The 13,662-nt window shown below is 43.1% G+C and carries 14 protein-coding genes; 8 read left to right on the top strand and 6 right to left on the bottom strand.

All coding sequences use genetic code 11. The features are described 5' to 3' along the window. Window positions 1–189: 189 nt before the first annotated feature. The 5 genes from BW976_RS19580 (at window position 190) to BW976_RS19560 (ending at window position 4,433) form a co-directional block, all read left to right on the top strand. Window positions 190–1,287 (top strand): carboxylate-amine ligase, encoded by a 1,098-nt coding sequence (locus BW976_RS19580; protein ID WP_076375588.1) that lies wholly within the window; start codon window positions 190–192, stop codon window positions 1,285–1,287. Between the two features lie 155 nt (window positions 1,288–1,442). Then, a complete protein-coding gene (locus BW976_RS19575) occupies window positions 1,443–2,279 on the top strand; it encodes a type 1 glutamine amidotransferase (protein WP_076375586.1) in 837 nt (278 codons plus the stop codon). Between the two features lie 244 nt (window positions 2,280–2,523). Next, window positions 2,524–3,177, top strand: coding sequence for a FadR/GntR family transcriptional regulator (locus tag BW976_RS19570; protein ID WP_076375584.1), 654 nt, complete (start codon window positions 2,524–2,526; stop codon window positions 3,175–3,177). Between the two features lie 11 nt (window positions 3,178–3,188). Continuing rightward, window positions 3,189–4,022, top strand: coding sequence for a sulfite exporter TauE/SafE family protein (locus BW976_RS19565; protein ID WP_076375582.1), 834 nt, complete (start codon window positions 3,189–3,191; stop codon window positions 4,020–4,022). A gap of 12 nt (window positions 4,023–4,034) precedes the next feature. Then, complete coding sequence (locus BW976_RS19560) at window positions 4,035–4,433, top strand: DUF1634 domain-containing protein (protein WP_076375580.1); 399 nt, start codon at window positions 4,035–4,037, stop codon at window positions 4,431–4,433. Window positions 4,434–4,512: 79 nt separating this feature from the next. Here BW976_RS19560 and BW976_RS19555 read toward each other — a convergent pair whose 3' ends face one another. Then, the gene (locus BW976_RS19555) at window positions 4,513–5,847 is read right to left on the bottom strand and encodes an efflux RND transporter periplasmic adaptor subunit (RefSeq protein WP_076375578.1); all 1,335 of its coding nucleotides are present in this window, start codon (window positions 5,845–5,847) and stop codon (window positions 4,513–4,515) included. Window positions 5,848–5,899: 52 nt separating this feature from the next. After that, on the bottom strand, window positions 5,900–7,345 hold the full coding sequence (locus BW976_RS19550) for a TolC family protein (RefSeq protein ID WP_076375576.1): 1,446 nt from the start codon (window positions 7,343–7,345) through the stop codon (window positions 5,900–5,902). A gap of 98 nt (window positions 7,346–7,443) precedes the next feature. Between BW976_RS19550 and BW976_RS19545 the strand changes: the two genes are divergently transcribed. Continuing rightward, a complete protein-coding gene (locus BW976_RS19545) occupies window positions 7,444–8,067 on the top strand; it encodes a polysaccharide deacetylase family protein (RefSeq protein WP_076375574.1) in 624 nt (207 codons plus the stop codon). 44 nt (window positions 8,068–8,111) lie between these two features. On the opposite strand, the gene BW976_RS19540 is transcribed toward BW976_RS19545, so the two are convergent. After that, window positions 8,112–8,705 carry a GrpB family protein gene (locus BW976_RS19540; RefSeq protein ID WP_076375572.1) on the bottom strand — a complete coding sequence of 198 codons (594 nt, stop codon included), beginning with the start codon at window positions 8,703–8,705 and terminating at the stop codon, window positions 8,112–8,114. Window position 8,706: 1 nt separating this feature from the next. Continuing rightward, window positions 8,707–9,192 carry a GNAT family N-acetyltransferase gene (locus BW976_RS19535; protein ID WP_245834744.1) on the bottom strand — a complete coding sequence of 162 codons (486 nt, stop codon included), beginning with the start codon at window positions 9,190–9,192 and terminating at the stop codon, window positions 8,707–8,709. A gap of 213 nt (window positions 9,193–9,405) precedes the next feature. Here BW976_RS19535 and BW976_RS19530 point away from each other — a divergent pair, with 213 nt between their 5' ends. Both BW976_RS19530 and BW976_RS19525 read left to right on the top strand, forming a co-directional pair. Beyond that, a complete protein-coding gene (locus BW976_RS19530; protein ID WP_076375570.1) occupies window positions 9,406–11,673 on the top strand; it encodes an aconitate hydratase in 2,268 nt (755 codons plus the stop codon). A 194-nt stretch (window positions 11,674–11,867) separates the two neighbouring features. After that, entirely contained in the window at window positions 11,868–12,263 is a 396-nt protein-coding gene (locus tag BW976_RS19525; RefSeq protein WP_139332357.1) for a hypothetical protein, read from the top strand. A 109-nt stretch (window positions 12,264–12,372) separates the two neighbouring features. Here the strand turns inward: BW976_RS19525 and BW976_RS19520 are convergent, their stop codons facing one another. After that, the gene (locus tag BW976_RS19520; protein WP_076375566.1) at window positions 12,373–13,134 is read right to left on the bottom strand and encodes a 5'-methylthioadenosine/adenosylhomocysteine nucleosidase; all 762 of its coding nucleotides are present in this window, start codon (window positions 13,132–13,134) and stop codon (window positions 12,373–12,375) included. Window positions 13,135–13,167: 33 nt separating this feature from the next. After that, entirely contained in the window at window positions 13,168–13,656 is a 489-nt protein-coding gene (locus tag BW976_RS19515) for a cupin domain-containing protein (protein WP_076375564.1), read from the bottom strand. Window positions 13,657–13,662: the final 6 nt, after the last annotated feature.

Below are 13,662 nucleotides of genomic sequence, written 5' to 3'. Positions count from 1 at the left end.
ATCGAAATGACAACTTTTATAAAAAGTCGGTCTTCCCAACACCTGTGGTTTGCAACGAGTGCTTATTATGGTGCGGCGATTGCATCGCCATAGCGTTTTAAACGCAAACCCATGTTAAGCAGTCGTTGCAAACGAGCGCAGGTAGAAGAATGACAGTTGCTTGAATGAGTAATGATAACCTAACCAATTATGAACGAGTTTACCTTAGGTGTTGAAGAAGAATTTATGGTGATTGATCCCGTGACCAGGGAGCTAAAATCGCACGAGCAGCGAATTGTGGATAGTGCCCAAAAGATCCACGAGGATCAGGTAAAGGCCGAAATGCACCAGGCTGTGGTGGAGGTGGGCACGCATATTTGCCACAATACCCAGGAGGCCCGTCAGGAGGTAAGCAAACTGCGTACTACGGTGGCTCAACTAGCCGGCGACATTGGTTTACGTATCGGCGCCGCGGGTACGCACCCGTTTTCGCACTGGCAGCACCAGCTAATTACCGATCATCCGAGATATTTTGAGATCGTGGACGAAATGCAGGAAGCCGCACGTTCCAACCTTATTTTTGGTTTACATGTGCACGTGGGCATTCAATCGCGCGATATGGCTATTCATATAGCCAACCAGGTGCGGTACTTTCTGCCGCATGTTTTCGCCTTATCAACCAACTCTCCTTTTTGGGAAGGGCGCAACACCGGATTCAGATCCTTCCGCACAAAAGTGTTTGATAAGTTTCCGCGTACAGGTATACCAGATACTTTCAGCAGTATTGAGGAGTATGATAGCTATATCAAGCTACTAGTAAAAACCAATTGTATTGATAATGCCAAAAAGATCTGGTGGGATATCCGCGTACACCCTTTCTTCGAGACCATTGAATTCCGGATTTGTGATTGCCCCATGCTGGTTGATGAAACCATTGCCTTTACAGCCTTGTTCCAGGCGCTGTGCGCCAAACTGTATAAGCTAAGGCAGCAGAATATGACGTTCATCACCTATTCGCGTGCCCTTATCAATGAAAATAAATGGCGGGCGGCCCGCTATGGCATCGACGGTAAAATGATCGATTTTGGTAAGGAGATGGAAGTAAATACCCGTTCGCTGGTATTGGAACTATTGGATTTTGTGGATGATGTGGTAGACGAATTAGGTTCGCGCGATGATCTGCAATACGTACACAAAATACTGGAACATGGCACCGGCGCCGACAGGCAGTTAGCCGTTTACCAACAAAACAGTAGCTTTGTAGACGTGGTTGACTATATTACCTCGCAAACTTTAAAGGGATTGTAGGCACACAGCCCCACCCAAACCCTCCCCGGAAGGGAGGGCTTTAAATAAAAAAGTTCCCCTACCGGGGAGTTAGAGGGGCTTTAAGTGAGGACTTAAATAAATTATTAAACTAAAACAAAAAGTCTCCCCTACCGGGGGAGATTTAGAGGGGGCTTATGACAACAAAACCGGAAATCAGGGTAGCGATACTCGACTTATATGATGGGATAGCTAATGAGGGAATGCGTGGTTTCCAGGAAATTTTGAACCGGTATAAGGCACAGCATGAGCTGAATTTAAGTTATCAGATATTTGATGTGCGCCGGCGCTGTGAAATGCCGGGTACCAATTTCGACATTTATATTTCCAGCGGTGGCCCCGGCGATCCGCTGATATCGGAAGGTACCGAATGGGAGAAAAAATATTTCAGATTGATAGAAAAACTGGAAGATCACAACCTTTCCAACACCACCGATAAAAAACATACGCTGTTTGTTTGCCACTCTTTTCAACTGATGTGCCGCCATTATAAACTGGGCGATATCAATATGCGCCGCTCGCCATCATTTGGTGTGCTGCCGGTTAATCAAACCCCGGCGGGTGCCCATGAACCTGTTTTTGAAGGCTTGGGCGATCCATTCTATGCCGTCGACTCGCGCAGCTGGCAGGTGATCAATCCCGACGAAAAACGTTTCCGGGAATTAGGCATGCAATTGGTAGCTATTGAAAAAGAACGCCCGCATGTAGAGTTTCCACGAGCCATGATGGCGATTCGTTATAACGATTATTTTTTTGCTACCCAGTTTCACCCCGAAGCGGATGCCGCCGGCATGAAGGACATGCTGTTACGGGAAGAGAAAAAAGAAGAAGTGATCAATGAGCACGGCGAAGTAAAGTACCGCGAAATGCTCGACCGCCTGGGCGATCCGGACAAAATAACCCATACCCAGCACACGCTGATCCCCAATTTCCTTGACCAGGCAGTGATGAGTTTGCAGGGGGTGATGGAATAAATAATACGTCTCCCTACTTTATTCCTGCTTCAATTCCCATTATGTCATTGCGAGCGCAGCGTGGCAATCTCCTCATTTGCATATTAAACGCTAGGAGATTGCTTCGTCGTTCCTCCCCGCAATGACATTTTTCTTTTATTCTCTTCGTACAAACCCCCATCCTGTCATACCAATGTCATAATATTTTAAACATCTGATGTTTTAATTAAAACATCACACCTTTGCATATCAAATCATCAACGATATGGATAAGAAAGAAACTCTCGGCAGCCGCGTCATCAGCCAAATCAGGAATGATATAGCGCAGGGCAAATTCAAGCTCAACGAAAAAATACCTGCCGAGCCCGAATTGATGCAGCTATACGGTGTTGGCCGTTCCACCATTCGGGAAGCCATTAAAACCCTGGCCACGGCCGGCATACTTAAAGTGCAGCAGGGCTCCGGAACATTTGTAAACTCGTTTATAAGCGAGCAAACCATCGAACAGCGTTTAAAAAATGCGGATTTCGATCAGATCAATGCAGTAAGGATATTACTGGAAGGTGAAATAGTAAGACTGGCAGCACAAAATCGTTCCGAAGCACATATAACTCAAATTGAGGAATGCCTGGAAAAAAGAAAGCAAGCTATCCAATCCGAGCAGCGGCAAGCCTGTGTTGATGCCGACGTAGCCTTTCACATGGCCATAGCTCATGCCTCCCTCAACAACGTACTGGCCGATCTTTATGAAAGTTTCACCCTCATCATCCGCGATTTCTTTTCCAAACGCGAGTCTCAAGGCATCAGTCATTTTGCCATGAGTCATCACTTACATGAGCAGCTGTTTAAGGCCATCAAAGCCCAAAAAGTTAAACAGGCAGAACAACTAATACAGCAAATTTTAAATAACAACTATTAATATCCTATACCATGACCATCATAACATTCACCCTCATTTTATTGGCAGGGGCCTACCTGGCCGGCCTGGTTGGTTCACTCACCGGCTTAGGCGGCGGCGTAGTGGTTATCCCGTTGCTCACACTCGTATTTCATGTAGATATACGCTACGCCATCGGCGCGGCTTTGCTGGCATCTATCGCCAATTCATCAGGCGCGGCAAGCGCCTATATCAAAGAGGGCATCACCAATATCCGTTTAGGAATGTTCCTGGAGATAGCCACTACAGTGGGAGCTGTTTGCGGCGCTATCATCGCGGTGTATACACCAACCAATACCATCGCAATTCTTTTCGGTGTCATCCTGTTATTTTCGGCTGCTATGACTCTCCGTAAAAAGAACATGGCAGCCTTAACCGAAGGCAGCAAGCTCTCCTATAAATTAAAACTCAATAGCAGCTACCCCACCAAAGATGGCGAGGTGGAATACAAATTAAAAAACGTAGGTGCAGGCTTTTCTATCATGACCCTGGCCGGCGTTTTATCAGGGCTGTTAGGTATTGGCTCCGGGGCTTTAAAAGTTTTGGCTATGGATTCGGCTATGCACATACCCTTTAAGGTGAGTACCACCACCAGCAATTTCATGATTGGCGTTACTGCCGCTGCCAGCGCGGTGGTATACCTGCAAAGAGGTTACATGGATCCGGGCATTGCTTTCCCGGTGATGTTGGGCGTACTGGGCGGCGCGTTTACCGGCTCCAAACTGCTTACCCGCATGGATCCCAAAGTGTTAAAATATATCTTCTGCGTAGCTATCACCTTTGTTGCTGTCGAAATGATATTTAATGGTTATAACCACAAATTCTAAAAAAACAAGATCATGAAAAAGATATTTTCAAGTTTTACCGCTGACCAGGATATAGAAAAACTGATTGGTTATTTATTAAGATACGGGGTGATCACCGCAAGCCTTATTGTTTTTATCGGCGGTATTATTTATCTGCACCAATATCAACATAGCAGCATACCTGCGTATCACACCTTTGTGGGTGAGCAGGCAGGCTTTACCACCATCAGCCAGATCTTCAGTGGCGTTGGTACATTTAACGCTAAAGGCATTATACAACTGGGCGTACTGGTATTAATTGCCACACCTATTTTACGCATCTTTTTTTCATTGATAGGTTTTATACTGGAAAAAGACAGGCTTTATATCCTGATCACTTTTGTGGTTTTGAGTGTGATGATGTTCAGCATTTTCGGAGGGTTAAAAGTTTAAACCACATCAATAGTAAACAAAAAGGGCTGCTCCAAAAATTTGAAGCAGCCCTTTTTTATGATTTTATTCCCGATTGGGATTACTTGTTATCTGTATTAAATAGTTTTGATTTATCCACTTTTTGAACCATCATACCGTCTGCTAATGTTTTTGATATGGCGGAATATGGGGCAGATACTACTTCTTCGCCGCCTTTTAAGCCGGATAGGATCTGAATATAAGTATCATTCTGGATACCGGTAGTTACCTGCACCTGCTTTAATTTGCCCGGAGCCGAGTAAACAAACACATACTCTTTAGCCGGAGCGCTAATCTGTGACTTCTTATCATCCTTTGAAGCCGCCGCTGCACCTGTATCTTTCTTCTCATCACGGGTAGTTACCGATTGAATAGGAACCGACAATGATTTTACATGGTTAGTGTTAATATCAACTGTAGCGGTTAAACCCGGACGGAAAGGCGACGGATTATCGACGGTCTTTTTCAGCAGCGCAGTATAGGAATCTGCATCAATACGTACTTTAACCGTAAAGTTGGTTACCTGATCGGCAGTGGTACCCAATACATTTGCCGAGCTTCCTATCTCAATTACCGAACCTGTAAATTTTTTACCGGAAAACGCGTCGATCTCAATATTTGCAGGGTCATTTATGGTTATGCGGTTAATATCATTTTCGTTTACGTCAACATTCACATCCATTTTACTCAAATCAGATATGGTCATGATCTCGGTACCCGCAAACTGCTGGGTACCCAAAACACGCTCGCCTTTTTGAATCACCAGTTTGGAGATCACCCCATCAACCGGCGAATAAAGGCTGGTTTTAGCCAGGTTATCCTGTGCTTCCTTAACCGAAGCTGATTGTTGTTGGAGCCCAAACTGTGCACCAACCAGGTTTTGCCTGGCTGCTTCTAAACTGGCTTTAGCACCTTCGTAGCTGGCTTTGGCATTGTCAAATTCAGACACGGTAAGCACTTTATTTTGAAAAAGTGTTTTGGTGCGGTTAAAAGTAGCTTCCTGGTTAGCAAAAGTAGCCTCTGCCTGTTTAAGCAATTGTGCCATATTGCCTATAGTTGCTTTTTGGGTACTGTAACTTGCCACAGCGCGGTCATATCCAGATTTTAATATATCAGGACGTACACGACAAACCAGCTGACCTTTTTTAACCACGTCTCCTTCTTTAACAGGCAGTTCAACAATCTCACCAGATACTTCTGAGGTTATTTTTACTTCCACATGCGGTTTTATTTTACCGCTGGCAGATACCGTTTCATTAATCTCACGCACGTCGGCTTTTTCGGTGGCTATCTGGGTTAAAGACGGCTTACCAATAATGCCGGTCGCCTTTGCTAAAATGAGCAATACAATTATTGCCCCCAGAGCTATCAAAATATATTTAGTAGTTTTTCCCATGACTGTGCGTTTCGATATTTTATTATATGTTTAAAAAATTAAGCTTGTGGTGTTACAGCGTTATTGGATTGCCCAGGTAATAATCAATTACCTTACTCCTGAAAATGAGCTGGTATTGAGCCTCAATCATATCAAACTGTGATTTATTGAGATTGGTTAACGAGGTATTGTAATCCAGTGAGTTTACTAAACCAACCGTGAATCGTTGCTGTGTAATATTAAAGGCATCTTTATTGGCCTTATAAGTTTGTGTAGTTGATAAAAATTTCTTTTCGGCAGCACGCAAATCCCAAACCGCCTGATAAATAACTTTGCTCAGGGTATTACGAGCCAGTTGAGCAGTCACCTCCGCGTTTTGAGCCTGAAGTTTTGCTTTGCGTACAGAGGTACGTGCAGTAAACCTGCCAAAAATTGGTATCTGTAAGTTTAAAGCTACAGCCTGGTTAAAATTATTACTTAGCTGGGTAAAAAATGGGTTGCTTTTATACGTTTGGGTAAAGCCTGGTTGTACAACTACCTGATTAGTACCTTGCACAACACCTATAGGAGTCAATGTACCGGTTGATATTACCTGGTCAATTGTATTTTTTGCATTGGAGTAGTTAGAACCGGCCTGCCCAACCAGTGTAACAGTGGGATAATAATTGCCTTTAGCAACTTTTATGGCTTGTTCATATGATTTTTGCTGAACCTCTGCAAGCAGTACATCCGGATTTACGTTCAATGCCGTTTTTAATATATCCTGTGGGTCATATATTACTTTAATGTCGCTCAATTTACCTATATCCGGTTTTTGCACATCTATTTCGGTAGCCGGGTTCATCTCCATGTATTGCTTTAAGGTAAGCATGGATGATTCCAGCTGATTTTGAGCATTGGTATAGTCAAGTTCTGAGGTCGAAAGCTGGGCCTTTGCCTGTGAAAGATCGGCAAGAGTTTGATTACCGACATTATAATTTTGTTGTGCCCTATCCAGCGTTAGCTTTGATATCTCAATTTGCTGCTTTGACGCTTTAACCAGGTCCTGGTTGGTTAATACCTGCAAAAAGGTGGTAACTACGTTTAATACCAGGTCGTTCTTAACTTTTGATGTGGCGGTTTTATTGGCATCAACCAATATCCGGTTCTGGATGATCTGGTTACGCAACTGCCCACCCTGAAATAAGGTAACCTGTGTAGAGAACTGACCATAAACCTGCAAAATGCGCTGATTAATGAACTGATAGGTTGACTGATCTATATTACGACCAAAGTTGAATCCACCTTGCGGCGCTGCCGTAAGGTTGGGCAATTGATTATATTTCGATTGCTTCAGATCCTCTTCAGATATTGCCTCGGTAAACTGTGATTGTTTAATGGTTAAATTTCGCTCAAGGGTAAGGTCTATCGCTTTTTGTAAAGTAATTACTTCCTGCGCTTTAGCTTGAAAACCAAGTGCCGAAAATACAATAGCACCTATAAGAGTTGTTTTAATGGGTAGTGACAATGTTGGTTTCATAAGTTTTTATATGCAATTGTAAGCAACTGATGCTTACCTTGCATGTTCATTTTTGTTTATTTTTTTAAATAAAACATATAAGGCCCTTTTTGTATAATATGTATCTGATTAAAACACCCTGGCTGCTAAAAAAGCTGTACCCCCAACTCATCTGGAATAAAAGCAAAGCTAATCGTTGCATTTATCTCACTTTTGACGATGGGCCTATACCAATTGTTACAACACATATATTAAATATTTTAAAACAATACAATGCCAAAGCCACCTTTTTCTGTATCGGGGATAATGTAGCAAAACATCCGGACATTTTCAAGCAGGTGATTGACGACGGCCATACTATTGGCAATCATACGTACAATCACCTCAAAGGTTGGAAAACAGATAACAAAACTTACCTGGATAATTTTTTACAGGCTGATAAAATACTAAATACCCCACTTTTTCGGCCGCCTTATGGCAGGATCAAAAGACAACAGATCCATGATCTGCAGGTTGCCCGCCCGGATATCAAAATTATCATGTGGGATGTATTAAGCGGCGATTTCGATATTAATTTAAAACCTGAAGCCTGCCTGCAGCATGTTTTGAAACATACCGAAGCTGGTTCTATCATTGTATTTCACGACAGCCTGAAAGCGTATGAGCGGGTGAAGTACGTGTTACCCAGGGCATTGGAAGTATGGAGTAAGGCGGGGTATGAGTTTCGCCCCCTAACCCCCTAAAGGGGGAATGCAGTGGGCTGTTCACATGAGGCGGGGAACCCGGATCAATTTATCCCATTCAGCTTTTTATACCATGTAACGGCTTTTTGCTGAACCTCTTTTACAAAATCGTTCTTGGCATCTTTATAAGCTATCATATTTTCATATTCAACTTTCGATAATTCTTTTTTCAGCTGGCAATAGGCGTTGCGCTCATGGGGGTGCGCCTCAAGGTAATCCCGGAAAGCGATATGCCTGATCCAATCGTCAGTATCCTTTACAAAAACATGGATATGGGTTAAGGATATTAAGCCCTGTTTAGAAGATGGCACATCATTTACATAAATGAGCGATGGTATAACACCTCCTTTTTCACTTTCATAACGGCAGTAATATCGTCTCGATGGCCAGTCGGGTTCAAACATTTTAACATAGGTATAATCCTGCTGCATCGGTCCGATTGTTCTATCCAGATCATCGGCATCTTTTAATCCTACTTGTATATCAATTACCGGCTTGGCACAAAGCCCGGGTACTGATGTACTGCCTATATGAACAATTGCCGGGTTCAAAAATGCCAGTATCCTGCTGATGTTTTCTTTTTCCCTGGCAAACATATCCGGCCAGTTATCCTGATAATCGGTTATCGTTATTTCCATATTAAGCCTGATCGGTTAATTCCATAGATAGTATAGGATATGGTTTCCCTGAACCATCAATTTCAGAACGGTTCGTTACCACAAACCCCATATGTTCATAAAAACCCACTGCCTGTTGGTTCTGTTCATTAACATCAACTTTTTTTACACCTTTCTCAACAGCAAATTGGAGCAACGCTTTTCCAATGCTCAGGCCTCTTGAGTCCGGATGGATAAAGAGCATCTGCACCATACCATCACTTAAACCCAAAAAGCCGGAAATCATACCGTTTGCTTTTGTGCAGTAAAGATCAACTGCATCTAGGTATTGATCCAATATCAGTGGTTTATAAAACTGAATATCAGCCTCAGTTAAAAAATGATGTGTTGCCCTTACCGATGCTTCCCAAACCTCTATAACCAGTGGATAGTCCGTTTTGTTAACCGGGTAAATATTTTCGCTTTTCATTTGAACCGGCAAATATATAGCATCCAACTGTACCTTCATAGCAGCATAATCTCGCCCCCCGCAAACTGCCTGCTGAAAGTTGTATTCCCTCTTTAGGAGATTAGGGAGCCACCCTATTTAGAATATCTCCAAATAACATTTACACAATTGACTGACAGCTTTTAGTAGTAATTTTTGTAAATTCGCCGCACTGAGTCCAGGTACTGGGTTTGGTATCAATTCGTTTACTTTTCACCTAAAAATCAAATACAAATGGCTTTTGATTTAGATATGATCAAAAAAGTTTACGATCGCTACAGCACCCGTGTGGATGCTGCCCGTAAAGCGACCGGTAAACATCTAACCTTAACCGAGAAAATTTTATATGCCCACCTTTCTGAGGGCGATGCTCAAAAAGCATTTGGCCGCGGAGTGGATTATGTTGATTTTGCACCAGACCGTGTAGCTATGCAGGATGCTACTGCTCAAATGGCCCTTTTGCAGTTTATGCAGGCTGGCCGTCCGCAAGTGGCTGTTCCTTCTACTGTACATTGCGATCACCTGATACAAGCAAAAGTTGGCGCTGTTGCCGATTTAAATACTGCTATTGATGTAAACCGCGAGGTTTATGATTTCCTAGCCTCTGTTTCTGATAAGTATGGTATTGGTTTCTGGAAAGCAGGCGCTGGTATTATTCACCAGGTTGTTTTAGAAAACTACGCTTTCCCGGGTGGTATGATGATCGGTACCGATTCGCACACGCCTAACGCGGGTGGTTTGGGTATGATTGCTATTGGTGTTGGTGGTGCTGATGCTTGCGATGTAATGGCAGGCTTACCATGGGAGCTTAAATTCCCTAAGCTGATTGGTGTTAAATTAACCGGTAAACTTTCTGGCTGGACATCAGCAAAAGACGTAATATTAAAAGTGGCTGGTATTCTTACTGTAAAAGGTGGTACCGGTGCTATTGTTGAATATTTTGGCGAAGGTGCACGTTCACTATCGGCTACAGGTAAAGGCACCATCTGTAACATGGGTGCCGAAATTGGCGCTACCACTTCTATCTTCGGATATGACGAAAAAATTGCTGCTTACCTAACCGGAACCAAACGCGGCGATATTGCCGAGCTTGCCAATACTATAGCCGGACATTTAACCGGTGATGAAGAAGTTTATGCTAACCCTGAGCAATATTTTGACCAGGTGATTGAGATCAACCTATCTGAACTAGAGCCACATGTAAACGGTCCGTTCACTCCGGATCTGGCATGGCCTATTTCTAAATTCGCTACAGCGGTTAAAGAAAACAACTGGCCTACCAAATTAGAGGTTGGTTTGATTGGTTCTTGTACCAACTCATCTTATGAGGATATTACCCGTTCCGCGTCTATCGCGAAACAGGCTATCGATAAAAAATTAAAAACCAAAGCTGAGTTTACTATTACCCCGGGATCTGAACTGGTACGCTACACGGTTGAACGTGATGGCTACCTGGATACTTTTGGTCAAATGGGCGGTGTGGTGTTGGCTAACGCATGCGGTCCGTGTATTGGTCAATGGGCCCGTCATACCGACGATCCTACCCGCAAAAACTCTATCATCACTTCGTTTAACCGTAACTTTGCTAAACGCCAGGATGGTAATCCTAATACCCACGCTTTCGTAGCATCGCCAGAAATTGTGACCGCATTTGCTATCGCAGGCGACCTTACCTTTAACCCATTAACCGACACCTTGACCAACGAAAACGGTGAGCAGGTGAAATTTGATGAACCACAAGGTATTGAAATGCCGGTAAAAGGTTACGCTGTTGAAGACGCAGGTTACCAGGCACCAGCCGAGGATGGCAGCAAAGTATCTGTTATTGTTGATCCAAAATCATCACGCCTGCAATTGCTGGAGCCCTTTAAAGCATGGGAAGGTACCGATTTGAAAGGCTTAAAATTGCTGATCAAAGCTAAAGGTAAATGTACTACCGACCATATCTCTATGGCGGGCCCATGGTTAAAATTCCGTGGTCACCTGGATAACATATCTAACAATATGCTGATTGGTGCTATCAACTATTTTAACAATACTGCTGATAACGTTAAAAATGAACTGACCGGCGAATACGGTCCGGTACCAGCTACCCAGCGCGATTACAAAGCGAATGGCATTGGCACTGTAGTAGTAGGCGACGAAAACTATGGCGAAGGTTCATCACGTGAGCACGCGGCTATGGAGCCACGTCACCTGGGTGTACGTGCCATACTGGTAAAATCATTTGCCCGTATCCACGAAACCAACCTTAAAAAACAAGGCATGTTAGGTATCACTTTTACCGATACCAACGACTATGATAAGATCCAGGAAGATGATGTGATCGATATTGACGGCTTAACTACTTTTGCTCCAGGCAAACAGTTAACCGTTGTATTGCACCACAAAGATGGTTCTGTTGATTCGTTCGCGGTAAACCATACTTATAACGCTCAGCAAATTGAGTGGTTTAAGGCTGGCGGTGCGCTGAACATTATCCGCAAGCAAATGGCATCTTAATTTCGGAAGTCGGATTTTCGATTTCGGATTTTTAATGTTTTTAAAGCCTCCCGTCTTGGGGAGGCTTTTTTGTTGATTACCTTTTGAACAATATCTACTCCAAACCTATAGCATAACAATTACAGTGACCTTTAAAATTATTTGTTTACAGCGTTCAGATGACCTAACTTGACTATCAGATTTCCACTTTATTCATGAAAAAATTAATAGCTGCATTTTGCGTTTGTTTAATGACGACGCTAGCCTTTGCGCAGAACCAAAAAACGCCCCCGGTACTCACTACTGCCTTTACTGATTCTTTAACACGTCAAATACAACGCATTGCGCCACCTGATCTTAGTATATCCAAATTGGTTTATACCAGTACGATATCTGCCGATGGAATACTTATCAAACCATTGATCATACGTCAAATTGGTGGAGGTACCATTGCCGAAAATGATTTTGTAGTCGCGTTAAGATCTTTGATCATAGCTGCGCCAGCCTGGAAGCCGGCGTTAGATACTGACACTGGTAAAGCCGTTGAAGATAAAGTATCATTTACTATTGAACTCGATAAAAAAGAAATTAAGATTAAGCAAAACAAATAAGCTGCATTTTTGAAAAGAACCTGTTATCCTGAGCCTGCTGAGCCTGTCAAAGGATCGCAAGTAGAGGCCTTGCCCACCATGCTTCGACGAAGCTCAGCATGACAGCCCTTTACAGCAACGCAAACATATTCCTAATGATTTCATAGGCATACTTGCTGGAAACATTCTTGATAAAATCAGGAAAATCAATAGATGAATGCTCATTGGATTCATCCGATATAATTCTTAAAACCACGAAGGGAATCTCGTATTCATAACAAACCTGGGCTACGGCGGCACCTTCCATCTCTACACAGCGTATGTCTGGGAGAGCAGCGTGCAATTGTTCCTTATCGGCCTGATCAGCAAAGAATTTATCCCCGCTGGCTATAGTGCCAGTAAACACCCGTGTATTACGCAATAAAAAGCGTTCAATTTCATGCTCCTCAATAAACGAATAGATATGATCGCCAATGATAGCATCAATGGTTTTTTTCGCTATGGTGATGTAATCAGGATCTCCTTCGAAATAAGTTATCCCAAGTAACGGAATTTCATGCTGGGGCATTAATGGCCGCGCATCCATATCATGCTGTACCAGTCGGTCGGCAATAACTACATCCCCTATTTTCAATTCGGTATTGATAGCTCCCGCGACACCAATAAAAATCAGGCTGGTAATGTTAAACCTGGTGATCAGACTGGTTACCGTAGTCGCTGCCGCAACTTTACCCCATCTGGAAAAAACGACCACGGTTTTAATAGTGTTGATAGTTCCGGTATAATATGTTCTTCTGCCGAAGGAAATTTCTTCAATACCTGTCATGAGATGAAGGATGCTGTTAATTTCTTCGTGCATGGCACCCATAATGCCAATTATTCTTTCACCCATATATGTAGATGTTAATAGTTAAAAAAACTGGACCTATCGGCAAAGTCTGTTAAATAATTCGCTAAAACGAGGATATGCGGTGGTCAGATTCTTTTTTACAGCCATTTCAAACTCACTGAAATCAAATCCCGGGGCTACGGCACAACTTACCAGGCTAAAGCCTTCTTTCGACGGAATTTCTGATGCGAACCAGGCTCCGCCCGGTATGATGACAGAGAGACTCCCTGTATCTGATGCCGAAAGTTCCTGTAGAAAATAATTTCCGGAAGCATCAATCATATGGATATAAAGTGGTGAGCCAGCGTGGAAATACCATAGCTCGTCTGATACCAGGCGATGAAAGCCTGAGAAATCTTCACCTTCCAGCAAATAATAAATGGATGTACAAGCTTGTTTAATAGCTGTTTCACCGGTCCGGTTTATTTGTTGTTCTGACCGGAACACCTCTTTATAATATCCGCCTTCGGGATGTGACTGCAACGTTAATCGTTGAATCCAATAAGCTGCATTTTGTGTATTCATATAGTA

It is taken from the genome of Mucilaginibacter lappiensis, assembly GCF_900155965.1.
Classification (GTDB): Bacteria; Bacteroidota; Bacteroidia; order Sphingobacteriales; family Sphingobacteriaceae; genus Mucilaginibacter; species Mucilaginibacter lappiensis.
The sequence above is the reverse complement of the archived record's forward strand: the minus strand, read 5'-3'. Positions and strand labels throughout refer to the sequence as shown.

Excerpts from the sequence above, each read along its gene's own strand:
- BW976_RS19550 (WP_076375576.1), bottom strand. The coding sequence starts at position 7,345 with ATGAAACCAACATTGTCACTACCCATTAAAACAACTCTTATAGGTGCT.
- BW976_RS19560 (WP_076375580.1), top strand. The coding sequence starts at position 4,035 with ATGAAAAAGATATTTTCAAGTTTTACCGCTGACCAGGATATAGAAAAA.
- BW976_RS19525 (WP_139332357.1), top strand. The coding sequence starts at position 11,868 with ATGAAAAAATTAATAGCTGCATTTTGCGTTTGTTTAATGACGACGCTA.
- BW976_RS19545 (WP_076375574.1), top strand. The coding sequence starts at position 7,444 with ATGTATCTGATTAAAACACCCTGGCTGCTAAAAAAGCTGTACCCCCAA.
- BW976_RS19535 (WP_245834744.1), bottom strand. The coding sequence starts at position 9,192 with ATGAAGGTACAGTTGGATGCTATATATTTGCCGGTTCAAATGAAAAGC.
- BW976_RS19540 (WP_076375572.1), bottom strand. The coding sequence starts at position 8,705 with ATGGAAATAACGATAACCGATTATCAGGATAACTGGCCGGATATGTTT.
- BW976_RS19520 (WP_076375566.1), bottom strand. The coding sequence starts at position 13,134 with ATGGGTGAAAGAATAATTGGCATTATGGGTGCCATGCACGAAGAAATT.
- BW976_RS19575 (WP_076375586.1), top strand. The coding sequence starts at position 1,443 with ATGACAACAAAACCGGAAATCAGGGTAGCGATACTCGACTTATATGAT.
- BW976_RS19515 (WP_076375564.1), bottom strand. The coding sequence starts at position 13,656 with ATGAATACACAAAATGCAGCTTATTGGATTCAACGATTAACGTTGCAG.
- BW976_RS19565 (WP_076375582.1), top strand. The coding sequence starts at position 3,189 with ATGACCATCATAACATTCACCCTCATTTTATTGGCAGGGGCCTACCTG.
- BW976_RS19580 (WP_076375588.1), top strand. The coding sequence starts at position 190 with ATGAACGAGTTTACCTTAGGTGTTGAAGAAGAATTTATGGTGATTGAT.
- BW976_RS19570 (WP_076375584.1), top strand. The coding sequence starts at position 2,524 with ATGGATAAGAAAGAAACTCTCGGCAGCCGCGTCATCAGCCAAATCAGG.
- BW976_RS19530 (WP_076375570.1), top strand. The coding sequence starts at position 9,406 with ATGGCTTTTGATTTAGATATGATCAAAAAAGTTTACGATCGCTACAGC.
- BW976_RS19555 (WP_076375578.1), bottom strand. The coding sequence starts at position 5,847 with ATGGGAAAAACTACTAAATATATTTTGATAGCTCTGGGGGCAATAATT.